Source organism: Paenibacillus aurantiacus, assembly GCF_042431225.1.
Lineage (GTDB): Bacteria > Bacillota > Bacilli > Paenibacillales > Paenibacillaceae > Paenibacillus_Z > Paenibacillus_Z aurantiacus.
Map to the genome: position 1 here is coordinate 12,145 of NZ_JBHMDO010000001.1, position 25,590 is coordinate 37,734.

The 25,590-nt window shown below is 56.8% G+C and carries 22 protein-coding genes; all 22 read right to left on the reverse strand.

Annotation, left to right across the window (positions count from 1 at the left end; translation table 11 throughout):
* Positions 1–4 precede the first annotated feature (4 nt).
* The 22 genes from ACFFSY_RS00070 to ACFFSY_RS00175 all read right to left on the reverse strand — a co-directional run bounded on the left by ACFFSY_RS00070 (position 5) and on the right by ACFFSY_RS00175 (position 25,512).
* Positions 5–772 (reverse strand): type III pantothenate kinase, encoded by a 768-nt coding sequence (locus tag ACFFSY_RS00070; protein ID WP_377488056.1) that lies wholly within the window; start codon positions 770–772, stop codon positions 5–7.
* Positions 772–1,662, reverse strand: a complete 891-nt coding sequence (nadC, locus tag ACFFSY_RS00075; RefSeq protein ID WP_377488058.1) for a carboxylating nicotinate-nucleotide diphosphorylase — start codon at positions 1,660–1,662, stop codon at positions 772–774. The genes ACFFSY_RS00070 and nadC overlap by 1 nt, the downstream gene beginning before the upstream one ends.
* Entirely contained in the window at positions 1,652–3,274 is a 1,623-nt protein-coding gene (nadB, locus tag ACFFSY_RS00080) for an L-aspartate oxidase (RefSeq protein ID WP_377488061.1), read from the reverse strand. Before nadB ends, nadC begins: the two co-directional genes overlap by 11 nt.
* A 42-nt stretch (positions 3,275–3,316) precedes the next feature.
* The gene (gene nadA / locus ACFFSY_RS00085; RefSeq protein ID WP_377488064.1) at positions 3,317–4,255 is read right to left on the reverse strand and encodes a quinolinate synthase NadA; all 939 of its coding nucleotides are present in this window, start codon (positions 4,253–4,255) and stop codon (positions 3,317–3,319) included.
* Positions 4,256–4,499: 244 nt separating this feature from the next.
* Complete coding sequence (locus ACFFSY_RS00090; protein WP_377488067.1) at positions 4,500–5,462, reverse strand: ABC transporter permease; 963 nt, start codon at positions 5,460–5,462, stop codon at positions 4,500–4,502.
* The gene (locus tag ACFFSY_RS00095) at positions 5,459–6,589 is read right to left on the reverse strand and encodes an ABC transporter permease (RefSeq protein ID WP_377488070.1); all 1,131 of its coding nucleotides are present in this window, start codon (positions 6,587–6,589) and stop codon (positions 5,459–5,461) included. The genes ACFFSY_RS00090 and ACFFSY_RS00095 overlap by 4 nt, the downstream gene beginning before the upstream one ends.
* A 12-nt stretch (positions 6,590–6,601) precedes the next feature.
* Positions 6,602–8,122, reverse strand: a complete 1,521-nt coding sequence (locus ACFFSY_RS00100) for an ABC transporter ATP-binding protein (RefSeq protein WP_377488073.1) — start codon at positions 8,120–8,122, stop codon at positions 6,602–6,604.
* Between the two features lie 197 nt (positions 8,123–8,319).
* Positions 8,320–9,408, reverse strand: a complete 1,089-nt coding sequence (locus tag ACFFSY_RS00105) for a BMP family lipoprotein (protein ID WP_377488076.1) — start codon at positions 9,406–9,408, stop codon at positions 8,320–8,322.
* A 382-nt stretch (positions 9,409–9,790) separates the two neighbouring features.
* Positions 9,791–11,791, reverse strand: a complete 2,001-nt coding sequence (gene ftsH / locus ACFFSY_RS00110; RefSeq protein ID WP_377488079.1) for an ATP-dependent zinc metalloprotease FtsH — start codon at positions 11,789–11,791, stop codon at positions 9,791–9,793.
* Between the two features lie 143 nt (positions 11,792–11,934).
* Complete coding sequence (gene hpt, locus ACFFSY_RS00115; RefSeq protein WP_377488082.1) at positions 11,935–12,474, reverse strand: hypoxanthine phosphoribosyltransferase; 540 nt, start codon at positions 12,472–12,474, stop codon at positions 11,935–11,937.
* A 69-nt stretch (positions 12,475–12,543) separates the two neighbouring features.
* Positions 12,544–13,962: a tRNA lysidine(34) synthetase TilS gene (gene tilS, locus ACFFSY_RS00120; RefSeq protein ID WP_377488085.1), complete on the reverse strand. Its 1,419-nt coding sequence runs from the start codon at positions 13,960–13,962 to the stop codon at positions 12,544–12,546.
* A gap of 45 nt (positions 13,963–14,007) precedes the next feature.
* Entirely contained in the window at positions 14,008–14,934 is a 927-nt protein-coding gene (locus ACFFSY_RS00125) for a protein kinase domain-containing protein (RefSeq protein WP_377488088.1), read from the reverse strand.
* Positions 14,918–15,646, reverse strand: coding sequence for a hypothetical protein (locus ACFFSY_RS00130; protein ID WP_377488091.1), 729 nt, complete (start codon positions 15,644–15,646; stop codon positions 14,918–14,920). Before ACFFSY_RS00130 ends, ACFFSY_RS00125 begins: the two co-directional genes overlap by 17 nt.
* A gap of 345 nt (positions 15,647–15,991) precedes the next feature.
* Positions 15,992–18,487 (reverse strand): stage II sporulation protein E, encoded by a 2,496-nt coding sequence (spoIIE, locus tag ACFFSY_RS00135; protein ID WP_377488094.1) that lies wholly within the window; start codon positions 18,485–18,487, stop codon positions 15,992–15,994.
* 1,019 nt (positions 18,488–19,506) lie between these two features.
* Positions 19,507–20,064, reverse strand: coding sequence for a S1 domain-containing RNA-binding protein (locus ACFFSY_RS00140; RefSeq protein WP_377488097.1), 558 nt, complete (start codon positions 20,062–20,064; stop codon positions 19,507–19,509).
* A gap of 172 nt (positions 20,065–20,236) precedes the next feature.
* Positions 20,237–20,545 carry an FtsB family cell division protein gene (locus ACFFSY_RS00145; protein ID WP_377488100.1) on the reverse strand — a complete coding sequence of 103 codons (309 nt, stop codon included), beginning with the start codon at positions 20,543–20,545 and terminating at the stop codon, positions 20,237–20,239.
* A 45-nt stretch (positions 20,546–20,590) separates the two neighbouring features.
* Positions 20,591–21,223 carry a spore cortex biosynthesis protein YabQ gene (yabQ, locus tag ACFFSY_RS00150; RefSeq protein WP_377488103.1) on the reverse strand — a complete coding sequence of 211 codons (633 nt, stop codon included), beginning with the start codon at positions 21,221–21,223 and terminating at the stop codon, positions 20,591–20,593.
* Positions 21,220–21,507 carry a sporulation protein YabP gene (gene yabP / locus ACFFSY_RS00155; protein ID WP_377488106.1) on the reverse strand — a complete coding sequence of 96 codons (288 nt, stop codon included), beginning with the start codon at positions 21,505–21,507 and terminating at the stop codon, positions 21,220–21,222. The genes yabQ and yabP overlap by 4 nt, the downstream gene beginning before the upstream one ends.
* Before the next feature lie 247 nt (positions 21,508–21,754).
* Positions 21,755–22,033 carry an RNA-binding S4 domain-containing protein gene (locus ACFFSY_RS00160; protein WP_377488109.1) on the reverse strand — a complete coding sequence of 93 codons (279 nt, stop codon included), beginning with the start codon at positions 22,031–22,033 and terminating at the stop codon, positions 21,755–21,757.
* A 3-nt stretch (positions 22,034–22,036) separates the two neighbouring features.
* Positions 22,037–22,309 (reverse strand): HU family DNA-binding protein, encoded by a 273-nt coding sequence (locus tag ACFFSY_RS00165; protein ID WP_148933556.1) that lies wholly within the window; start codon positions 22,307–22,309, stop codon positions 22,037–22,039.
* A gap of 168 nt (positions 22,310–22,477) precedes the next feature.
* Positions 22,478–23,968 (reverse strand): bifunctional methyltransferase/pyrophosphohydrolase YabN, encoded by a 1,491-nt coding sequence (gene yabN / locus ACFFSY_RS00170; protein WP_377488112.1) that lies wholly within the window; start codon positions 23,966–23,968, stop codon positions 22,478–22,480.
* Positions 23,969–24,027: 59 nt separating this feature from the next.
* Complete coding sequence (locus ACFFSY_RS00175; RefSeq protein ID WP_377488115.1) at positions 24,028–25,512, reverse strand: serine hydrolase domain-containing protein; 1,485 nt, start codon at positions 25,510–25,512, stop codon at positions 24,028–24,030.
* Positions 25,513–25,590: the final 78 nt, after the last annotated feature.

The window sequence follows — 25,590 nt, forward strand, 5'->3', positions numbered from 1 at the left end:
CTCCTTAATCCTGATTCCGCTCGTAAATAATGCGCAGTCCTTCCAGCGTCAGCAGCGGATCGACCAATTCGATCGTCTCCGACTCGCCAGCGATCAGCTCCGCGAGTCCGCCGGTCGCGATAACGCGAGGACTTACGCCAAATTCCGAACGTATGCGTCTTACAATGCCATCCACTTGTCCGGCGTAGCCAAAAATAATGCCAGCCTGCATCGACGTGACCGGATTGCGCCCGATGACGCTCTTCGGTTTCACCAGCTCGATGCGCGGCAGCTTCGCGGCGCGTTGGTAGAGCGCCTCCGTCGAAATGCCGATACCTGGAACGATGGCTCCTCCTAGATAGTTTCCGCCGTTGTCGATATAATCAAACGTCGTCGCGGTCCCGAAGTCGACCACGATCAGCGGCGTGCCGTATTTCTCGATCCCGGCGACGGAGTTAACGATCCGATCCGCCCCGACTTCCCGCGGATTCTCGTAACGGATGTTGAGCCCCGTCTTGACTCCCGGCCCTACGACGAGCGGCGCCTTATGCAGATATTGCTCGCACAGCTGTTCCAGCGTGCGCATGAGCGGTGGCACAACAGAGGAGATAATGACGCCTTCTACGTCCTTCACGCTCACGCCTGCGATGTGAAACAGATTGTGAATGAGCACGCCGTACTCGTCCACTGTGGCGGAACGGTTCGTGCTGAGCCGCCAATGGTGCAGCAGCGTCTTCTTATCATAAATACCAAGCACGATATTCGTGTTACCTACATCTACAACCAGTATCACTAGCCTTGGCCTCCCTTTTTCTCGTTCAGGTCCAGACTGATGTCGAGCGACTGGAACGAATAGGTGAGCGCGCCGACCGAAATGACATCCACGCCCGTCTCGGCGATACCGCGAATCGTCGTCAGGTTCACGCCTCCTGATGCTTCTACAATAACATGAGGCGAATGCGCTTTAATACGGGAGACGGCTTCGCGCATGAGATCCGGCTTCATATTATCCAGCATGATGATATCGGCGCCGCATGCAAGCGCTTCTTCCACCTGCGCGATCGACTCCGTCTCCACTTCGATCTTCATCGTATGGGGAATTTGCCGGCGTGCGGATTCGACCGCTTCGCGGATACCGCCCGCACCTTTAATATGATTATCCTTGATCATGACCGCGTCATAGAGACCGAACCGGTGGTTCGCGCCGCCGCCGACGCGCACGGCATACTTCTCCAGCAGCCGATGGCCCGGCGTCGTCTTGCGCGTATCGACCAAGCGTGTCGGAAGCCCGCCCAACGCATCCACGTAGCTGCGCGTCTTGGTCGCGATGCCGGACAACCGCTGCATCAGGTTCAACGCCAGGCGTTCCCCGGTCAAAATACTGTGCGTGCTGCCTTCCACTTCGATGATGATCTTCCCGCGCTCGACTCTCTCTCCATCCGATACGCGAGGATGGAAAACCAGCGTAGGATCGACCGTATCGAATACGAGCCGCGCAACCGGAATGCCGGCGATGATCCCGTCATCCTTCATATGTATAACTGCCTTGGCTTGACGTCCTGCAGGAATCGTCGACCAGCTGGAGACATCCCCCGCGCCGACATCCTCCGCCAGCCAAGCTTTAATCTGCTGCCGCAGCGCGTCGGCATTGCCGCCGATCGCGGACAAGTCGCTATTGATCATGCCGCTCCGACACTCCTTTCGATAACCCGTGCTCCCGGTGAAGCAGTGTATGGGTACGCCACACCTGATCGTCGCGTTCCGGGAAATCTTCCCGGTAATGCGCGCCCCTGCTCTCTTCCCGCGCAGCCGCTGCTTCCGCGGTCAGCATAGCGCAGGTAAGCAAATTCGCAAATTCATATTCCTCGCGCGTGCGCAGTATATGCTGAAAGAACGGCAGCTGGCGCTTCAGCTCTTCGAGTCCCCTCGCCAAGCCTTTGCCGTCGCGGCGCAGGCCGACATTCCGTACCATCACCTTCTGCAGTTTGAGCCGCTTCTCGACGACGGCTTGCATTGGCGCCTGGGTACGCTGCAGCGAGATCGGCTGATCGCAAAGCCCAATCTGCAGCGGTGATAACTCGTTAATGCGCTTGACGATCCGGCGGCCGAACACGATCGCTTCCGAAAGCGAGTTGCTCGCCAGCCGGTTCGCCCCGTGCACCCCCGTGGACGAGCATTCGCCGCACGCGAACAAGCGAGGAATATTCGTCTCGCCGTGCAGGTCGGTCTTGACCCCACCCATCATATAATGCGCGGCAGGCGCGACCGGAATCCAATCCGTGGTCAAATCGAGCCCGTAGCTCAAACAAAACTCATAAATATTCGGGAACCGGTGGCGCACCATATCCGCCGATTCATGGGTAATGTCCAAATAGACGAACGTCGACTTGGTTGCCTCCATCTCGCTGATAATCGCCCGTGCGACGATGTCGCGCGGCGCAAGCTCCAGCTGCTCATGATAACGGTCCATGAACCGCTCGCCGCGAATATTGCGAAGCACCGCGCCCTCGCCGCGTACCGCTTCCGAGATGAGGAAGCGCGGCGCGCCCGGGTAACAGAGCGACGTCGGGTGAAATTGGATAAACTCCATGTCTTGTATGTAAGCGCCTGCGCGATAGGCCATGGCAACGCCGTCGCCCGTCGCGACGTCCGGGTTGGTCGTATAGCGATAAAGCTGCCCCGTCCCGCCGGAGCACAGCACGGTTGCCTTGCCCCGTACATACAGCCGGCTGCCATCAGGCTTCTGCACGATCGCGCCGCTGCACTCGCCGTCGGCCGTGACCAGATCGATGACGAAGTGGTCGTCCCACACCTCGATTCGCGGTTCCGCCGTCGCCTTCTCCGACAACGCGCGTACGATCTCGAAGCCGGTCGCGTCCCCGTTGGCATGCAAAATACGCCGATGGCTGTGCGCGCCTTCCTTAGTCAACTCGTATTCGCCATTCTCCTGGTCGAACTGCGTGCCCATCCGAACCAGATCCTCGACCCCTTTGGGCCCCTCATGGACAAGCACGTCCACGGCTGCTTCCGAGCAGAGGCCCGCGCCCGCGACGAGCGTATCCTGGCGATGGTATGCCGGTGAATCGTCCTCGGCAATAACCGCAGCGATGCCGCCCTGCGCGTAACGGGTATTGCTATCCATAAGCGACTTCTTCGTAATCATGAGTACGTCATGGGTCTTGCTTGCTTTCAGCGCGGTGAATAAGCCCGCAATGCCGGCGCCGATGACGAGGACGTCTTTCTCGACGACAGGGAGCTCGGATAGATCGATATCTACTAAATAGCGTGGGATCATCGGGTCTCTTCGTTCCTTTCTATGGAAAGAGAGTAGCGCATGCTACTTCACCTGTAACATGCGCTCCAAGGATAAACGGGCTTTATCTGCGACTTCTTCCGGCACGTAAATTTGCGGCTGCATCGTCTCCAGACATTTGACCAACTTCTTCAAGTTGTTGACCTTCATATTCGGGCAAACGAGATATTTGGTCGCGAAGTGGAAAGTCTTGTCTGGACTGTCTAGGCGCAGCTGATAACCCGTACCGTCTTCCGTTCCCACGATAAATTCTTTATTTGGCGATTCTTTACAATACTTGATGATAGCGGTCGTACTGCCGACGAAATCACCCAGCGCCACGACTTCCGGCCGGCATTCCGGATGGACGACGAACTCGGCATTCGGGTATTTGGCTTTCATCTCTTCCACGTCTTTGACAGTCAACATGTCGTGCGTGTTGCAGTAGCCTTCCCAAATGATCATCTTCTTGTCGGTCTTCTGCTGCACATAGTGGCCGAGGTTCTTATCCGGCACCCAAATAATTTCGTCCGATTCGACGGAATTGACGACGCGTACCGCATTGGCCGATGTACAGCAAATATCGGTCTCCGCCTTAATCTCGGCCGACGAGTTAATGTACGTCACGACGGTCGCGTTCGGGTGCTGTGCCTTCAGCTTGCGAAGACCGTCCACGTTCACCATGTCCGCCATCGGGCAGCCGGCCCGCTCGTCGGGGATAATGACCGTCTTGTTCGGGGCCAGAATCTTCGCACTCTCGCCCATGAAGTGCACGCCGCAGAAGACGATTACATCCGCATCCGTCTGGGCCGCTTTCTGTGCCAGAAGGAAGGAGTCCCCGCGAAAATCCGCCACTTCCTGAATTTCGTCGCGCTGATAATAATGAGCGAGTATGATGGCATTACGCTCTTTCTTTAATTGCATCAGGCGTTCGCGCAGCTCCCGATTCTGTTCGGCTTTGCGCTCGAGTGCCAATGCTTCCATGTCGTGACCTCTCCTCTTTTTCCACTTTGTGAACAGATGCACAAACTTATCGATAAAAACAGATATAGTGTGAACCATCTCGGGGAAATTCATTTGATTAAGAATTAATTTACACAAGGGGCGAAACGCTGTCAATAAAGACGCCACAAGAAAAACCCCCATGCCTTCGCGTATTCGAAAGCATGAGGGCGCACAGCCATCAGGATGGACCAATTTGGCTTGAAATGGTACTCTCGTATATCGCTTAGCGTTTGCTCGGATCGTAAGGCTCGCCCAGCGCGCCGGGCGCACGGGAACGACCAACCGCCGCCGCAAGCACGAGCAGCGTCAATAAGTAAGGCAGCATGTAGAAGAATTCATCCGGAATCTGCTGCGAGAACTCGAACAGCTGCGCGAAGTTCCGAAGCGAGATGGCGAAGCCGAAGAAGATCGCCGCGCCGGCTGCGCCGAGCGGATGCCATTTGCCGAAAATAACGGCCGCCAACGCGATGAAGCCTTGACCGGAAATCGTGTTATGCGCGAACGTGCCCGTCGTCGTCAGCGTGATCGTTGCGCCGCCAAGGCCCGCCATTACGCCGCTGAGCAACACGCCGATGTAGCGATATTTCGTAACCGAGATACCGACCGTGTCCGCCGAGCCCGGATGCTCGCCAACCGCGCGAAGGCGCAGGCCGAACGGGGTCTTGAACAGGACAAACCATACAACCGCGATCATGACGATACAGAGATACGTGGTCGGATACGCCGTGAACAGACCTTCGCCAATGAGCGGAATATCCGACAATCCCGGAATCGCATATTTGGAGAACATCTCGACCGAATCCGTCTCGCCGGCCCCATTGTACAGGCTTTTCACCAGGTAGAGGGAGAAGCCGAGCGCCAGGAAGTTGATGACCGTACCAACGACGACCTGATTCGCTTTGAACGTGATCGTCGCCAGCGCGTGCAGCAAGGCAAAGAGCGTGGCAAATACCATCGCCGCGACGATGCCTACCCATGCCGCGGACATTCCGCCCATGCCGCTGCGCGCCGCATAGTCGGCGCCGACCGCCGCCCCGAAGGCACCTGCGGTCATGAGTCCTTCCAGTCCGATATTAACAACGCCGGAGCGCTCTGACAGTAAGCCGCCGAGCGCGACGAATATAAGTGCGGTCGAGAACACGAGCGTCGTGTTCATCAATTGACCGAGAATTTCAATTACGTTCATGTGCGTGACGCCTCCTTGCTGCCGTCGGCCGGCTTGTTTCTACGGAAGGAGAACGGCTTCATGATGAGGCGCACGATGCCATGCGAAGCGATGAAGAAGATGATCGCGCCGATGACGATACGCACGACTTCCGTCGGCACGTCGGCCTCGAAGCTCATTCCACCCGAACCGTAAGTCAGCCCGCCGAACAGAATGGCCGCCAGCAAAATGCCGATTGGCGTGTTGCCGCCCAGGAGCGATACCGCGATGCCGTCAAACCCGTAGCCTGGAGACGCCGACGCAATCGTTTGAAAACCGAATACGCCGAGCACCTCGAACGCGCCGCCCAGACCGGCGAACGCGCCAGCGATGAACATCGATTTGACGACCGTGCGGCCGACGTTCATCCCCGCGTAATGCGCGGCATCCGGATTGAGACCAACCGCGCGAAGCTCGTACCCTTGTTTCGTTTTCCACAACAGGATATAGAAAATGGCGACACACAGCAGCGCGACGATCGTACCGCCGTGCATGCGCGCATGATCCATGGCTTCGGATAACCAGCCAATAGACCATGAAGCCGATTCGTGCACTTCCATGGACTTCTGCTGTCCTTTCTCGCTAAGCCATGTGCTGATGACGTAGTTCGCGAAGTAGAGACCGATCCAGTTCATCATGATGCTCGAAATAACTTCGTTCACGCCGCGCTTGGCTTTCAGATAGCCGACGATGCCAGCCCAGATGCCGCCGAACACCGCTCCTCCGATCATCGCCAGCGGCGCATGAATAAACCATGGCAGATCCAGCTTCACGCCGATAAGCGTCGCGCCGAGCATACCCATGACGAATTGTCCTTCAGCGCCGATGTTGAACAGCCCCGTCCGGAACGCGAAGGCGACGGACAAGCCTGTGAAAATCAACGGCGTAATCGCGCGAATCGTCTCGCCGATATCGTAAGGACTGTCGATCAGCTTACCGAACAGCGAACCGTACGCGACGAGCGGATTAAAGCCGCCGGCCAGCATCACGATGGCACCGGTAATCAGACCGAGAATAATAGCGACGATCGGGACGAGCGAAGAGGACTTCGTGAAAATCTTGATGCCTTTGCCTAAAGCCTTGTTATATTGTTTCTCTGGTGATTCCATACCTTCACCCCCCTACGCGTTGGTGTCGCCCGCCATCAGCATGCCCAGGCGCTGGTTGTCGCGGTTGAGCGGATCAACCTCGCCGACGATTCGCCCTTCGTACATAACGGCAATTCGATCCGATAATTCAAACAGCTCGTCCAGTTCGAAGGAAACGAGCAGTATGGCCTTCCCCTCATCCCTCGCTTGACGCAGCCGCTGTTGGACATACTCAATCGCGCCGATATCCAAGCCGCGCGTCGGTTGTACGGCGATCAGCAGCGAAGGGTCACGCCACAGTTCACGTGCAATGATCGCCTTCTGCTGGTTACCGCCGGAGAGGGAACGGGCATGCGTATGAATGCCGGACGAACGCACGTCAAACTCCGTCGTCAGTTTATGCGCCAGCTTGTCCATCTCTTCGTACTTCAGGAACCCGCCATTATTGAACGGCTTCTGGAAGTAGTTCCCGAGTACGACGTTCTCGCTGAGCGTAAAGTCCAGTACTAAGCCATGTTTGTGTCGATCCTCCGGAATGTGGCTTATGCCGGCTAATCCCGTTTGGCGGGGACTGTGGTTCGTAATGTCCTTGCCGTTGATCGACACTTGACCGCTACTCAGCTTCACCATGCCGGTAATCGCCTGCACCAGCTCCGACTGGCCGTTGCCGTCGACACCCGCGATGCCGAGAATTTCGCCCGCACGAATCTCCAGGCTAACGCCGTTCAGCACCGACTTATTCTGGTTGGACTTCAGTTGAAGATCCTTCGCGGAGAAAATCACCTTGCCGACTTCGCGCCGCGTTTTCTCGGTCTGTAGACTTACGCTGCGGCCTACCATCAGTTCCGCCAGCTCGCGCTCGTTCGTGGATTTGGTTTCCACCGTGCCGACTACCTTGCCTCGGCGGATGACCGTCACGGAATTAGAGAGCGCCATAACTTCCTTGAGCTTGTGCGTGATAATGATGATCGATTTGCCTTCCGCCGCGAGACTGCGAAGAATCTCGAGCAGCTCTTCAATCTCCTGCACGGTAAGTACCGCCGTCGGTTCGTCGAAGATGAGAATGTCGGCACCGCGATACAGCGTCTTCAGAATTTCAACCCGCTGCTGCATGCCGACCGTGATGTCCTCGATCCGCATCTTTGGGTCTACCTGCAGACCGTACTGCTCGGAAAGCCGCTTCACCTTCTCGTTCGCTTGCTTCAAATTAATAACGCCGCCCTTAGACGGCTCGCTGCCCAGCACGATATTCTCCGCTACGGTGAAAGGCTGAACGAGTTTGAAGTGCTGATGCACCATGCCGATGCCAAGCTCGATCGCTTTGGAAGGACCGTCAATAACGGTAGGCACGCCATTAACCCGGATTTCGCCTTCATCCGGTTGATACAAGCCGAACAATATGTTCATCAGCGTTGATTTGCCGGCACCATTCTCCCCAAGCAGCGCGTGAATCTCGCCCTTGCGAAGCTTGAAGCTGATTCCGTCGTTGGCAACAATACCCGGAAAACGCTTGGTGATGCCAATCAGCTCGACCGCTGTCGCGTTCTGTTCCATGAGATGGCCATCTCCTTTCTTAACCTTTTACCCATTGACCAGTATACTTCATCAAATATGTAAGCGTATACTAGCATTGAAATCCATTTTTTAATAGCAATTATTTCCTTATTAGTCCAGTCCTGCTCTTTAAAAAAGACCGGCTCGAGAGCCGGTCTTCAATCCATCTCGCGGAAGCGATGCTTCTTCGATAGGTGTTATTCCGTAGGAACCGTAATTTCGCCGCTGATGATTTTTTGCTTGTACTCTTCGACTTTATCCAGAACTTCTTTCGGAACGTTCTTCGTCGATGTCTCCGGCAGACCTACAGCGTCGTCTTTCAGGCCAAGAACCGTTGTCGTACCACCGGCGAAGTTGCCTGCGATCAGATCGTTGGATACTTTCTCAACCGCTTGCTTAACGCCCTTCATCATGGACGTCAGCGTAACTTCGTCGCCGAATTCGAGCGATTGGTCTTTGTCGACGCCGATAACCCATACTTGCGTACCGTTCTTCACGCGGTCTTTCGCTTCGGTGAACACGCCGTTACCCGTAGCGCCTGCTGCGTGGAAAATGATGTCGACGCCGTCGTTGTACATCGTCGACGCTGCCGCTTTACCAAGGTCAGGCTTCGAGAAGTCGCCTGTGTAGTTGATTTTGATGTCTGCATCCGGCTTAACCGCCAGTACGCCTGCTTTGAAACCAGCTTCGAAGCGTTTGATAACCGGGATGTCCATGCCGCCGACGAAGCCGATCTTGCCGGTTTTGGTCATCAGACCCGCAACCACGCCGACGAGGTAGGAACCTTCGTGCTCCGCGAATGTTACGGATTCTACGTTAGGAGCGTCAACTACACTGTCGATCAGTGCGAGTTTCGCGTCTGGATTCTGGGAAGCAACGTTCTTCATCGCCGTCTCGAACAAGAAGCCGATACCCCAAGTCAGATCATAGCCTTCTTTAACGAATTTATTCAGGTTCGGCTCCATGTCAGCTTCGCCTTTGGATTCGAGATATTTAACGGATGCGCCAGTCGCTTTCTCGATTTCTTGGAGACCTTCCCAAGCGCTTTGGTTAAACGACTTGTCATTTACGCCGCCGACGTCTGTCGCCATGCCGATACGAATGTCTTTGCCACTTGCGCCGCCTTCTGTCTCTTTATCGGCGTTCGTGCCACCGTTACCGGTCGCGCCATTGTTCGTTGTTGCATTAGACCCACCGTTCTCGGTGTTGTTCTTGCTGCCGCAGCCTGCGAGTGCAAGCGTTAGCACCAGCGCGACCACTGTTACCCACATCAGACGCTTCTTCATGTGATAATCGCTCCTATTCTTGGTAAAAGTTCCAGCAGATTCGCATGCTACAGGACGGACCAAATGCTGCAACCGGCTTCGCCGGAAGCTAGGCAATGGCCATTACAACCTATATCTGCCTATCGCCGATACTTTACCTATTATCTTCGAAAAGCATGTCTTCGTCAATCTAAAATATGTCAACTAACATAACGCATTAATACCATTAAAATCACATCAAAATCGTCAGAAAAGATTATATAAGTAGTATATCCCGCACTAAATGTTATTACTGTGTAACATATTTCCTTTTTAGATCAAGACCTGTCCTCACATGAAAAAGCTGTTTCAATCGAGCTTCCCCTGTGAAGGGGCAAGCGTCAATTGAAACAGCTTCATCGCACTATCCGTTGCCGTTCGAGCCGTCGTCTGGATCGCTATTCGGCGTTCCTTCTCCCGGTTCGCGGGATTGAATGCGAACTTTCACGCCGCCGATCGTATCTACGATCGGATCCGCCGTTGTTTCTTCTGCAGATTCCCCGGCTGCGTCGCCGCCGCCATTGATGGAACCACTGTCGATCAGGCGTTTGATTTGCTCCAGTTCCAGCGTCTCCTCGCGAAGAAGCGTCTGGGCAATCAGGTGAACCGCGTCGGATTTCTCGTTCAGCAAGTTCTTTGCTCTCGTATAGCAATCATTGATGATGCGCTGCATCTCTTGATCGATCTCATATGCAATTGCATCCGAGTAATTCTGTTCATGGCCGATATCGCGGCCCAGGAACACTTGACCTTGCGAATTGCCGAATTGCAGCGGTCCAAGCTTCTCGCTCATGCCGTACTCCATGATCATGGCGCGCACGATGCTCGTCGCATGCTTGAAGTCGCTGTAAGCGCCCGTGCCGATCTCCCCTATGAAGAGTTCTTCGGCAACACGTCCGCCCAAGAGGCCCGTTACTTTGTCGAGCAATTCTTGCTTGGTCGTCAGCATTCGGTCTTCCTTCGGCAGCATGATGACATAACCGCCTGCTTTGCCACGAGGGATAATCGTGACTTTGTGCACCATATCGGCATGCTCCAAGAAGTAGCCGATAATCGTATGACCGGCTTCATGGTAAGCCACGATGCGCTTCTCGCGGTCGCTGATGACGCGGCTGCGTTTCTCGGTACCGACGATGACGCGGTCGATCGCTTCGTCCACTTCGACCATCGCGATATCCTTCTTGTTGCGGCGAGCCGCAAGCAGTGCCGCTTCGTTCAACAGGTTCTCCAGATCTGCGCCGGTGAAGCCCGTCGTACGCTTGGCGATAATATCGAGTTTGACGTCCTTCGCAAGCGGCTTGTTACGCGCATGTACTTTAAGTACTGCTTCGCGGCCCTTCACGTCTGGACGGTCTACGGTAATCTGACGGTCAAAACGGCCTGGACGGAGCAAGGCAGGGTCCAGAATATCCGGCCGGTTCGTCGCCGCGACGATAATGATGCCTTCGTTCGCGCCGAAACCGTCCATCTCAACGAGCAACTGGTTGAGCGTCTGCTCGCGCTCGTCATGCCCGCCGCCGAGTCCGGCGCCGCGCTGACGGCCGACGGCGTCGATCTCGTCGATGAAGATAATGCACGGCGCGTTCTTCTTCGCGTTCTCGAACAAGTCGCGGACGCGGGATGCGCCGACACCGACGAACATCTCGACGAAGTCGGAACCGGAGATGCTGAAGAACGGAACGCCTGCTTCGCCTGCGACAGCACGAGCCAGCAAGGTTTTACCCGTACCTGGAGGTCCGTTCAAGAGAACGCCCTTCGGAATGCGAGCGCCGACCGCCGCGAATTTCCGAGGATCCTTCAGGAACTCGACGACTTCGACGAGCTCTTGCTTCTCCTCGTCTGCGCCGGCGACGTCTTCGAACGTCACGCGTTTCTTTTCTTCGTTATACAAGCGTGCCCGGCTCTTGCCAAAGTTCATCACCTTGCCGCCGCCGCCTTGCGCTTGATTAATTAAGAAGAAGAACAGAATGAAGATAATCACGAACGGAATGATCGAAGTCAGAAAGGTCAGCCAAATGCTGTCGCCTTTCATCGGTTTGTTCCTCACCTCGACGCCGTGCTTCTCCGCCTCGGACAAAATGTCCGCGATGACGAATTCCTCTACGTTCGTATGGGTGTAGAACTTCTTCTGTTCAGGATCCTTGCTGCCTGCGGGAGGCGTTCTATATTCACCAGTGACCAAGTAGGAATAATTCTCGAACTGCAGCGTGATTACCTTTACGTTATCGTTAGCTAATTCCTGTTGTAGCTGGTCGTAACGGATTTCGACGCTGCTATCGTTTTGGCTGCTGATAAATTGGAATATCCCGACAGTCACTAAAAAGATGATTAAATAAAAACCAGTGTTACGGATGATCCGATTCATCCCCTACCTCCTCTCAAGACGCTTAAGATATTTTACCATATCATGAATCTCCACCACAAACCGCGTCAGGGAGGGTGCATGTACGGCGAATCGCATCGTTCGCGAAAGATGGGCCGGCGGGAAGCAGGCAGCTTCCCTTCGCCTTATTTCTCGTATACTTCAGGCTTCAAAATACCGATGAGCGGCAGATTGCGGTACTTCTCCGCATAATCGAGCCCGTATCCCACGACGAACGCGTCCGGCAGAATGAATCCGCTGTAATCGGCATTGAGCTCTACCTTGCGGCCGGATGGCTTGTCGAACAAGGTAACGAGCGTGATGGACTTCGCGTTGCGTCTTTCGAGAACGTCGATCAGGTAGCTCAGCGTCAGACCGCTATCGATGATATCTTCGACGATCACAATTTCCCGGCCTTGCACGGGTACATCCAAATCCTTGATGATCTTCACGACACCCGATGTCTTCGTCGAATGGCCATAGCTCGACACCGCCATGAAATCGATCTCCAGCGGAATCGTAATGTTCTTCACCAAATCTGCCATGAAAATGAATGCGCCTTTCAGCACGCAAATGACGAGCGGATTGCGCCCTTCGAATTTCGCGCTGATCGTCTCGCCAAGCTCCTTCACTTTCTGCTGAATCTGGTCCGTGTCGTATAGTACTTCTTGAATGTCATTCAGCAATGCCGGGACCTCCCATGTTTTTACCTATACTATGAAATCTTGGTCGCTTCTTATTCGGACAATTCTGCCTTACGCGTCGTCAAATCGGGCCCGAATGCGAAGCACCTGCCGCGTGACCTCCGTCACCTGTGCGGCTTCTCCTCGCCTGACTCCCGGAATCCAAATGATGTCCCCCGAAGCGTCGGCCAGAAGCGGCATGAGTCCCCGTCTGGACGGCGGGATCCGTTCATCAACGAACATATCTTGCACTTTTTTGGTGCCGTTTAAACCAAGCACGCGCATCCGGTCGCCCGGAAGTCTATTCCTCGCGACGAGCGGAAATTCCAGCCGCTCCGCGTCGAACATCGCTTCGCAGCGGCCTGCAGGCTTGGTCGTTCCGGCGGCTTGTTCCAGGGTTAGCGATAGCGCGATCCCCGCTTCCGCTATATACAGCTGATTCACGGCTGCTTCCAGTTCGTAGCGATAAGCACCCGGGGCGTGAACACCACCCCGCCAAAAGCGCAGTACTTCGTATTCCCTCGCGAAACGAATTCCGCCGCCCGCATCGATCCGCCATGTGGAAGCCGCGTCTTCGCGGGCCGCTTCACGCATGCTTTCAACGGTATCGAACGGAGTGGTTTCCTTTTCCATGCCCATATGAATCAATATTAGTTTAATCAATCTCCTTTGTAAAGCGACATGAAGGCCAAGCAAAGCGCCGCGTTCCAATCGGTAACCGTCCGCTTCCGCCACCGCCAGGCGGCGAAATGCTTCCTTCGCCTCGGACTCCATCCAATCATCTTCTTCGGCCGCAATATCCGATAATCGGACCAGCGAATCAGACAATTGAGGATTGAAGCTCCGCAGAACGGGCATCAGGTCGAGGCGAATTCGATTGCGGGTATAGTCCCGCTTGTGGTTGCTGCTGTCGTCAGTTACGGTAAGTCCGCGCGCCTTGCAATATTGCACCAAGGCCGTCTTGGTAATACGGAGCAGCGGGCGAATGAGTTGCACGTTTTTTTCATCGCGCGAGAAGGCGATGCCAGCCAGTCCGGTCGTTCCCGTACCGCGCAGAAGACGCATTAGCACGGTCTCAGCCTGGTCGTCCGCATGGTGGCCCAGCGCGATTCGCCGCGCCCCATACTTGCGGGCAGTCCGCAGCAGGAAGTCGTACCGTTTCTCGCGCGCTGCCGCCTGCGAATTCATACCCGTCTCTTCTATATATACCGGGAGATCGATAAAAACCGACTCGCAGGGGATGCCAAGATTCTTCGCGAATCGACGGACCGCCACAGCTTCCGCCGCCGATTCTTCTCCCCGAAACCCGTGGTCCACGTGGGCTGCGACCAATCGAAGCCCTTCGTCGCCTTGGATCCGGTGAAGCAGATCGAGCAGCGCAGTGGAATCCGGTCCGCCGGAGACAGCGACGATGATCGTGTCCCCCCGCTCCCACAGCTTCCTGGCTGCCGCTTGCGTCCTCACCTTATGTATAAGTTCTTGTTCGTCCACGAATCCAGCCTCTCCCGCTAATTACTACGCCTTCGTTCCCGACGTTCACACGCCCGTACGAAGCAACCAATAAATCGTCGTGGCCAGCAGCGCCGCCGACGCGACGAATAGTCCTTTCATCCACCTCGGGACGGCCGCCGAAGCCCGCACGCTGCTCCGCCGCTGCCACTGCTGCCATTCTCGGGCCGCTTCCTCCACGCCCGAGAACGTGCCGCGCAGCGCCTTGGCCAGCCAATCGCCGAGCGGCCTGAGCGCCGGAATCGAAGCGGCCAGCTTCAGCAATTCCTCCGGCGAACGGTTCTGCGGGAGCAGCGACCCGGCCAGCGCCGCCAACCGGCGCGCATCGTAGACCTGAATGCAGAGGACGCCGAACGAAAAGAGGTCATATCCCGCATCGGCGGAACGTGACCCGGCATTCCAATATCCGCGGTCGTAGATCTCCGTGAACTGACGAACGCTCTTGCCGAATGCCGTTACGCCCCCATAGTCGACCAGTTCAACCCGGCCATATTCGGACACCAGCACGTTCTCTGCTTTCAAGTCGCCGAATGTCCATTTGCCGGCATGCAACTCGCTTAACTTCACCAGCAGGCTGTATCCGGCTACCGGGAACCATTCCATCCCGCGATTCGACAGAAAGTCGGATAATGTCGCGCCCCGGATATAGCGCATCACATAGAATGGATAATCTTTGCCATCCGCCGCGCTGAAGTCGTCGACCTCGACGAGATAAGGCTCGGACCGGTTCACCAATTTCGCCTTGGCGATGGCCTGGAGCACGTTGATCTCGGACTGCAGATCAACCGCGTCCGCCCCGATTTTCATGGCATACCACGTGCGCTGCCGCTCTACGAGATACACTTTGCCGTTGGCACCTTCACCCAACAGACGATCTACCCTGTAGCTGGACCGCTTCCATTTGCCCCGGATCTGCGTCCCGCGCGGGAGACGCCAATCAAACGACGTAGTCACTCATCTGACCGTCCGTTTCATCGGGATTGCGGTAGCTTCGCTGAACCGGGGAGCGGAAGCAGTCCACCACGTGCATAATCGCCGGTCCCGTCGGGGTTGTCCCGCGCATTTGGAGCCGGGGCAAAAACTGATGGACGCCGCGTACGTCGGTCGTCCAGTCCAGATCGAGCACGCACTCGTCGCCGTGCGCCGATCCCGGAAAGTGAAATACGGCGATCTCGCTGCGCCCCTGTCTTGCTTGCAAGCTTAGCGCCAAATCCCGTATCGCCTCTTCCACGGCCGCAAGCTTGGGCTTCATGCTGGCGCTCGCATCGATCAGCAGCGCCACGCGCAGCTTGCTCGTCTCGCTCAATTCATCCATCACCCGCACCACTTCGCCCCGCTTCTCCGGCGGCAGTTCCTCGATCGAAGAGGCGCCGAGCACCTGCTTGAGCTCGCGGTGGACGGCATGCTGAATGGTCTGAACGACCGTCTTGCGCGTCAGCATCTGGACGGTCTGCGAGAGCTGCCGGGTATGCGCCAGCCGGCTTAGGCCACCGCCCGCCCGGGCGATCTCCTCGATCTCCGCCGAGCCGAATTCGCCCAGGTCCCCCTGATCCAACACCCCGACCACATTCACGGTGATGCCTTCGGCATGCGCTTGCGCTGCCGCGACGACCGGACTTACGCCAACGTTCGAACATCCGTCGGTTATCAGCAAAATCTGCTTCATGCTCATTCCCCCAAGTTATGGAATCTATCGCCAACTGTCTCTATCAGCATAGCCATAAATGGGAGGATTTAATCTTCTCTGCTAGGTGCTTCGGACGTGCACCGCAACCTTCATTACCCGCGGCGAACTCGCCGCGAATCCACAAGGGTCGATCTTAAGCTTACCTAATCTAGCCTCTCAGAACAAGCTGACGCCTCTACTCTTAACACGCTGCTGTAGCTGAACAGAAAAAAGAGCATGCCGGTCCGCCGCAGAGCTTGCAGCCCGCGCCTCTTGCGCGCGTGCAAAGCTTGCGGTCCGGACCGGCATCCTCCTCTGGCGGCAGCTATGGGCAGCATAAGAGAATCAGCTCACCGTCCTTGGGCGCTCGACCTTGGTCATCCCCGGCCAGCGGAACGTCGCCCACTCCGGCTGGTGGCGCTCCACCTTAGCGACAACAACCGTCATATCATCGACAATCTCCCCTTTGTGGTAGCGGACGACCCGATCGAGCAGGGCATCGGCAATTTGCTGCGGCTCCTCCGCCGCGATCTCCTGAATGACACGCTTCATCCACAGCTCCTTGTTGACCGCATGGCCTGGCGCATCATAGATGCCGTCGGTCATCATGATGAGCGTATCGCCGGGCTGGAGCTGCACGCGGATGAGATCGACATCGATCTCCTTCAGAATTCCGACCGGCAGATTGCTGGCCGTAATGGGAATGACGTCATTGCCCCGTTTAATGAAGCTTGGCGTCGAGCCGATCTTCATGAACGTCGTCTTCGCCGTATACATATCGATCAGCGCCACGTCCACGGTCGCGAACATCTCGTCCTGCGAACGGAGCAGCAGAATCGAGTTGACCGACTTGATCGCGAGCTTCTCGTCCATGCCCGATTGCAGCAGCTGCTCCAAGACAGTCAGCGCGGTGCTGCTCTCGAGCTTCGCGCGCTCCCCGTTGCCCATACCGTCGCTGATCGCCACGGCGAACTTGCCGTTGCCCAGCTCGCTCGTGCTGAAGCTGTCGCCGGAGAGCAGATCGCCCCCTTTGGCTAAACCCGCGATGCCGGTCTCGACCTCGAAGGCTTTGGCAGAGCCGAAGACGACGAGCGCAGGCTCCCCCTGCTTGTCCGCGAAGCGTTCAGACATAACGGCGATGGGTTCGCCCAGGATATCGGATAAGAGCGGCGCGATAATTTTGCGGCATTCGTCGTAACGACGGCCGAACGTATGGTAGACTTCAATTTCAACATTCCCCTCTTCTAAATTAACGACGTCGATTCCCTGTATCGACAAGCCGAGTCCTTCCAATGCCTCCCGAATCTGCTCCTCCTGCAAATGCAGCTGCTGCCCCTCCCGCTTAATCTCGCGCGCCAGATCCTCCATCACCTGGGACACGCCGGACAATTGCTCGGCCACGAGCTGGCGCGAATCCTGGAGCTGCTTGCGCCAGTGCAGATCGTTCTTGAACATCTCGTACTGTTGGTACATGACCCCGAGCACTTGCGGCGCCCGGTTGCAGTGCGATCCCCACTGCTTCTGAATTTCCTTCCCCGTCGGTTGATGTCCCTCCTCGACGACCGTCATCATTTCGGTCATCATTTTGTACGTATCGTAAAATCGCCCCTCCCAGCACAAATCTTTGCGGTAGCAGCTGCTGCACTGCTTCTCGCCTACCGCGTTCATGAAATGATTGACCGCATCATCCCGTTTGATCGGCTCGCCTGCGCCGCTCACTTGGCCGAAGCTGCGCGACAGCTGACGGAACACCTCGGAGAACTGCGTGACGCGCTGTGCGGTGACATCCCGCACCCGCTTGGCGTATTCATGCTGGAGCTTCACATGCTCCTGCGTGCCTGGCACGTATTTGGCGACCATCCGCACGATGGAGCGCGGCAAGAGCAAGAAAAGTGAGACGGCGGCGACAGACTCCCACGTCGAGGTCAGTACGTCCGTCTGCGTGCCGATATAGATGGAGAGGATTGACGTACCGAGCAGCATGCCGAAGGCGACCGCTAGTTTGCCCCCTTCCCGAAGCAAGCCCGCTAGTAAGCCGGCGAATGCAAGCAGACTCATCTGTACGATGGCGCCTAAGTCAGCCAAGCTTAGAATCAGGCCTGCTACGACGCCCACGCATGCCCCGAGCGGTGCTCCGCCGACGAACGCGAAGAGCAGCAGCATCGTACGCGACATGACGTGCTCCACCGACATCCCATAGACGACCCAGCCAACGGCCCCGGTCATGACGGAGGCGAGCATGATCATCAGGCAGATGATCTCTTCGTTCTTGAGCTGCGACGTCTTGCGGGTCATCGTCAGAACCGGCACTGCTTGCACAAAGACGAGCGTCAGTACGAAAGCAAGGGCTGCCTCTACACCGACCATCATCAATTGGTACCAACCCAGCGAGTCCGCGATCACCGAATCGAATAATCGCACGACCAACGTGGTTATTAGGACAAGCAGCGGCGCGTAATTGAGCTCTGCCTTCTCGTAGGCATCCAACCCGCGAATGAGCAGGTAGATGACGGCCAGCTCCATGGCGATCCACATCGGTTCGGGTGAGATCGCGAGAAAGCTGCCGCCCACGATCGAGAGCGCCACCGGGATGAGCGCATCCCGCCTCAGGAAATAGACAACTGCGAAGAAGGAAACCGCAAACGGGGCGAGAGACTCCAAGATGACGGCCCTTCCGAGCAGCACCCCCACCGCCATCAGCACGAACGTCCACTTTTTTGCCGCGACGATCTGCACCCACCTACGGGCTGCCGCCCAGTCCAAGCCTTTGCGTACCGTCTTCTGAACCGCGCTCGTCTTCTTCGCCACACCCGGAAACATCACCACGTTATGCTTGTCCATCCGTTCACAGCACCACCATTTCCGTTTGATTGTGTTCTCATTATAGGAGGGGGCTTGCGTGAAAGTTTGTCAGAAAGCGCTGCGGGTTCCGAAGTTTTTTCCGACATGGGCGCTCGTGGATCGTGGGAAATGTCACTTCTCCCGAAGTGTACGCGGCGCAAGGGTTTCACCCCGTCTGCCGGCCCGATGAAAGCAACCATTCAACAAAAAATCGGCGCGCGTACGCGGCGATTTCATGGCGAACCGCCGTCCGAACCTGTCGGGAATGGTGGAGTCGTAATAGAAAGTTTTTGTTTGGCGGAGGCATATTCTTGTTGTGATCGGCGTATAGGCGGCGGAAAGCGTACTTATGCCACGGAACGTAACGGGAATGCGCCCCCTTCGCGGACGATTGTTCCGTGTTTCCGACATTGCGGCGTGGGGAAGCGCTGTCATTTTGTCGGTCGGCGCGCAGATGGGTGAAGGCAGGGAAGCGCGTAACGAAACCGAGGCAACATGCTCAGATTGCGCGGCTTGCTGCTATCGTATTGAAGGGAACGGGACCAAGCGGGGCAAGGGAGCCACGCGGAAGACGCAGGCGAAGATGGCTAGTGGGGTCATAGAGCGCTGAGTGGCCGAGCGAGACGCGACAGGGGCGGATCGTATGATGAAATCTTCAGAGCCCGCTTAAGCTTTGTCCGCGAGGACAACAGCGTGCCCAGCTCTTGCCGACCCGCCGACCGCGAGCCATAGTGGCTGCACGAAGAAGGGAGTCCAGAGGGCGAAGTCTGAGCGCTTTCCAACGGAAAGCGCACTTCGGAAGCATATGCTTGGTTCCACTCGGCGGAGAGGGAAGGGGGAGGTAGAAACATAAGTGGGGTCATAGTGGCGGAGCCCCTTCTTAACCGGACGGCCTTGTGTTACCGGGAGGGATGGAGGTATTCTTCAACGGAACAATGAAGGATGGCGAGATTCGTCTGAACAAAAAAAGCACCCCGCCCCCCTGTCGGGGAGCGGAATGCTCTGTTTGCCTATCTATATTAGACCCGTTTTGCGCCGCGTCCGCCACGTTTACCCTCGGTATTCTTCTTCAGAGAGGAAATACGTTCTTCACTATCTTTCAAGAAGCGGGACACTTTGTCCTCGAAGGACGGTTTGCCGTAAGAGGGTTTGCCGGACTGCGATTTGAATGGACGTCCACCGCCGCCGCCACCTGGCCCACGGTTGAATCCACCACCACCACCGCCGCCGCCTGGTCCGCGGTTGAATCCACCGCCACCACCGCCTGCGCCTGGTCCGCGATCACGGTTAAAGCCTCCACCTGCACCGCGTTCACGCTGCGGCGGTTGAGAGCCTTCAGGCCGGTCGACAGCCTGTTTAATCGAAAGTCCGATCTTCCCGTCTTTATCAACGTTGATGACCTTCACCGTGACGACGTCGTCCAGCTTTAAGTGATCCTTAACGTCTTTGACGTAATTATCGGCAATTTCCGAAATGTGAACGAGCCCCGTAACACCCCCCGACAAGTCGACGAATGCTCCGAAATGCGTAATGCCTGTCACTTTACCCTCTAACTTGGCGCCCACTTCAATTGCCATAGATAAAAATGTTCCTCCCTAACCGTTATGCGAAGCATTGTGCTTCGAGATGGATAACGTAAGTAACGCGCACACAATAAAAGCATCTAAAGTTATTATCTAACGTTTCCTACCGTGATTATACTCGAACGGCAGAAGCAAGGTCAACAGACGTATGTCCCACGGAAACCGCCTATTCTGCGACATGAATCGACTGCTCCCCAGGCATAATCATGTTATGTTCCTTGCGTGCGACCTGCTGGATATACTCCGGATCGTTGAGACGGTCGACCTGCAGTTTGAGATCGTTCATCTGCTTCGTGGCCGACTCGATCTTCAGCTCTACCTCGCTCAGCTTGGCCGCCGCCGCCTCCTGCTTGCCCAGCTGATCGAACAGCGTATAAGACGCCCAGAGCATGAATATGGCGACAAAGAAGAACCAAATCTTCAGCCTGCGCTTCGTGCCTTGATTTGAGGTTGACTTGCTGGATGGTGCCGCCATAATTCGATGTCCCTCCCTCGGCGCCATGATATAGCTTATTCAGTATTAACCGTTATGCCCGCGTTTGAAAACCCGCCGCCACGCCGTAATCGCCCAATTCGCGACGATAGCTGTCCGCCCCTTCAGACGAAGCCGGACCGCGAGCGGGCGCGCCCATCCGTCGATCCATTTGATCAGCGGCCGAACTGCCGGGCGGATCATCCACCATAGCAGCAGCCCGATAGGACGAACCAATTGTACCATAATTTTGAGCAGGAACATAGTTACAGCCAGCAAAAACGCCAGCAGCACCTTCGCCAGCTTGTACAATAGCAGCAGCGGGCGAATGACGATGATGACGAACAGCTTGATCGTCAAATCGATAAGCGCCCGGATGAGCCGAATTATTCCATGCACGAGCCGAACGACGATTTTGCTGAACAACCAATAGTAGGCGCCGATCCCCAGCAGCAGCCCGATGAATACGTATGTCCGCACCTCGCCCTCATTGCTTGCGGACAATACTTGGAAGACGATGATCGTGGCGGCGATCCAATAGAGCAGGTCGAATACGGGGATCCACCAACGGCTGATCTTCAGCTCATCGGATACGACCCGGTAGCCGTCGAACACGACACCCATGCCAATACCCGATAGCAGCATGGCCGCCATCGTCATCCATTGCACGCTCAGGCTCACTTGAACAGCTTCCCGAAGAAACCTTTGGAGGATTTGGCCGCGTTGCTGCCGTCCAGATAGGCGAGCGAATGGACGAGCCCTTCAATGGCGACGAGGCCTTGTTCCAAGCTCAAATGCTTCATATGCAAATTTTGCCCGCGAATGGCTAGAAAGCCGAGATCGGTCTCGAGCAAAAACTCTTCGCTGTCAAAGCTTTCGACGTTTTGCACGCCGGTAATCTCCAGGAGCTTGCGATTGAGCATTTTCACTTCCTGCCGTTTCTGTCCCTTCCCTTGGTCGATCATTGCCTTGTCCCTCCTTTTATGACTAGCCTATGGGGGGACAAGTGGATTTAGAACAAGCCGTTGGCCAGCAAAGAACGACGAATCGGCATCGGAAACAGGTGTTTCGGCGGACGGCGGGAGCGGATGGCGTACGTGCGGCCAGGATAAAACAAATCGGCCCCTCCCGCGCTGTGGCTGGAGAGACCGATCTAGTACGCCGAGTACGAGCTAACCCGTAATCATACGGCGGCAAAGCTATGTAAGACGATTACCACTCCAGCTTGTCCTCGCGCTGGCGCGTTTCTTCTTTCACCAACGTGTACATGGTCGCGGCTTCGTCTTTCTTCGTCGTCTCGACGAGACGTTCAACGCGGACCGTGACGACTTTCTGTCCGTATTGAACCGTCAGTTCATCGCCTACCTTGACGGTGCTGCTGGCCTTGGCTTCGCGGCCGTTGATCCACACGCGCCCTTGATCGGACACGTCCTTCGCCACGGTGCGCCGCTTGATCAGCCTTGACACCTTCAAGAATTTATCCAGGCGCATGACTTACTTAATCGCGTCGCGCAGTTTTTTGCCGGCGCTGAACTTCGGTACGATCGATTCTGCGATCGTCATTGGCTCGCCCGTTTGCGGGTTGCGGCCTGTGCGGCCTGCGCGTTTGCTTGTTTCAAAGTTGCCGAAGCCGATCAGCTGGACTTTGTCGCCTTTCGCCAGCGCTTCCGTGACTTCATCCATGAAGCCGTTCAGGACGGACTCCACGTCGCGTTTCGTCAATCCGCTTTTTGTTGCGATGTTCGTGATCAGATCATTCTTGTTCATGCTAAATAGCCTCCCGAATTTAGTTGTTCTTCATATTGGCGGCATCTGCTGCCGATGATGGTTTCGATTACTAACGTGACGTATTCGCGCAGATGCTAAAAAAATCCTGCTATTTGGTAAATAAATTTTGATCTTTATGTAGATTTTAGACGAAATTTGACGAAATGCCTAGGGCAATCTCTTCGCTTCCTCCCAAAATCGGTCCATTTCTGTTAAATCAGTCTGGTCAAAGGTTCGCCCGCTTATACGGAGCTGCTGCTCAATATACGCAAAACGCTTCTTAAATTTCTGATTCGTGCGGGCGAGTGCTTCCTCCGGATCGGCGTCGATGAACCGCGCCGCGTTCACGGTGGCGAACAATAGGTCTCCTAGTTCTCCAGCCTGCTCCTCGCGGTCCTTGACAGCTATCGCCTCGCGCAGTTCGACTAGTTCCTCCTGGATCTTGTCCAGCACCGGTCCGATCTGATCCCAGTCGAAGCCCACCTTGGCCGCCTTCTTCTGCAGCTTGTACGCCTTCATGAGCGCCGGCAAATCGGGCGGGATGCCGTCCAGCAGCGACTGCGCAGCCGGATCAATCCCTTTGCGCTTCTTCTCCTCGGCCTTCATCTGCTCCCAGTTCTGGAGCGCCTCCTGCGAGTTGCCAGCGTCCTTGTCGCCGAACACGTGCGGATGGCGGAACAATAACTTCTCGTTCAGCGTCTGGATGACGTCGTACACGGAGAAGGAGCCGACCTCCTCTTCCATCTGGCTGTGAAGCATGACCTGCAAAATAACGTCGCCGAACTCTTCCTGCATGCCGATCGGATCGTCATTGTCGAGCGCTTCGATGGCCTCGTACGTCTCTTCGATGAAGTTCTTGCGAATCGACTGATGCGTCTGCTCGCGGTCCCACGGGCAACCTTCGGGACTGCGAAGCACCGCGACGATCTCGTGCAGCCGGTCGAACGTCCGGTTGCGCAGCACAGCGTCATCTGAGCGCGGCACCCAGACGAGCGACAAATTGCCGTAACCCGGCGCGCGGTCGAGCTCATAGAGCGGGACGGTCACGATCTGCTCTTCGCCCGGAACGCCTAGCGCATGGCCGATCACGACCGGATGCTCGTCCGGATACAGCTCCATCAGCGTCAGCTTGACGTCCGAGGCCGTGAAGGCATCGTATACCTGGCCGATGACGGTATGCAGCTCCGGTCGCAGCAGCGAAGCCTTCATGCTTGCCGCATCAAGCAGCTGGAAGCCTTCGATCGGATCGAAGCCCAGACGCGTGAACGCCTGATCGAGGAAGCTCTCGCCGCCCAGAATGCGCAGCGCGATGCCCTCGGGCTCGCACCGTTCGCGCAGAAGCTGGACTGTGCGCTCGGCGACCATGGGATGGCCCGGTACGGCGTACACGATTGGATCGGAGGCCGACTTCGCCTCGGCGATCAGCCGATCCGCGATCGCGGCGTAGACGTCGGGGAAAGAATCCATCTGCTCGTAGAGCTCGTCGAACGAGGCATAGGTTAGTTCGTTCTCTTGGAACAAACGCATCATCGGATGCTGGTCGGTCCGCACGAAGACGCGCTTCGCTTGCTGCAGCAGGCGCCATACGCCCAGCGTCAGCTGGTCGGCGTCGCCCGAGCCGAGACCGACGACGGTGATCGCGGATGTAGTCATATACATGGTTCATCCTTCCGGATTGGAATAGAGACTATGGCTTGCGCGACGGCGGCGACGCGGCCCTACCGGCATGCGGCTTGCGCCAGATGAGCGTGCAGCGTGCCGACATGAAGCGGCGTCACCGAGAACTTCCGCGAGAACGTCACGGATGCTTGGCATTCTTCCTCGAAGCGGACATGGACCGTATCGTGATAAGCCGTATCGAGCAAGCGAATGGCGATGAGGTAAGAGCCGTCTTCCTGCCACCTGCCGACCGCCGCGGCATCCGCCGGAACGGGCTTGGCCTTAGCATGATACACTTCGGGCGCGCTCGGCCACAGGCTGATAGCCCAAGCTTCGCCGCCCGCTTCGAACACGTATCTCTTCTCGCTCAGCGTCCACTCGATCGTACAGCCTTCATCCTCGCCGTGCAAATGCAGGCTGACAAGGCCGAGCGCGTTGTCTGCGAATCGATATTCCGCGCGTGCGCGGTTATGCGGGACGCCGCTCGCCGCAGGCGGGGCAATCGTCAGCGAGGCCAGCTTGGCGCGAAGCGCCGCGAACGCTTGGTTCGCGTCCGCCAGCGGCTCGCTCCCTTTGCGCAGCGCGGGAAGCAAGTGCGCCCATACCGCGTTCAGAATCTGCGACAAGTCGCTCAGCGAGCTGGTGAACGCGAGCACCGCCTCTTCCGCGGGCATCACCAGAATGATCTGGCCGTACGCCCCGTCCGCGCGGTACGTGCCATGCCGGTTGCACCAGAATTGATAGCCGTAGCCGGCCGACCAGTCGGAGTCTGGCTCGTCCCCGTTGGCCATCTGCGGCGATACCGACGCGTTCGCCCATTCCGCGGGAATAAGCTGCTTGCCCTGCCAATGGCCATGCTGCAAGTATAACTGACCGAACTTCGCCATCTCTTCGATGGTCAGCGACAACCCCCATCCGCCGGCCGTGATGCCCGACGGGCAGCTGTCCCAGACGGGCTTGTCCATCCCTAGCGGGGCAAATAGACGATCCTGCAAGTAATCGACGAGCCGTTCGCCCGTCACCCGCTGCAAGATGGCCGAAAGCATGTACGTAGCGCCGGTATTGTATTTAAACGCGGCGCCGGGTTCATAAGCAAGCGGCAGCGCCAAGAAAGCGCGCACCCAATCCGTCTCGCCCGACTTCAATACCGGCACGACGGTGTCGATGTCATGTCCGGTGGACATGGTCAGCAGATGCTTGATTCGCATGCTGCCAAGCTTCGGATCCGGCTGCTCGGGCAGCACGTCTTGGAAGAACGAGACGACTGTATCCTCGATCGACAGCTTACCTTCTGCCACAGCCATGCCGATTGCCGCGGACGTGAAGCTTTTGCTGACGGAGTTGGACAACCGTTTGCGGCTGGCCTCGTACGGCTGCCAGCTGCCTTCGGCGATCACCGTGCCGCGCTTCAGCAGCATGAAGCTGTGCAGCTCCTGTCCCGTCGCCTCGGCCGCTTCCACAAACGCGGTTATCGCGCCCGAAGATACGCCGAATGCCTCCGGCTCGCTCCGCGGCAGCCGCTGATTGCTCTGTGCAGCAACCATCGTGAATCCCTCCTCTATTGCGCGACGGGTCTCGCTTGCAAGCGAACCCGCCGACTACGTTGCTTCAAGGTGCACCGG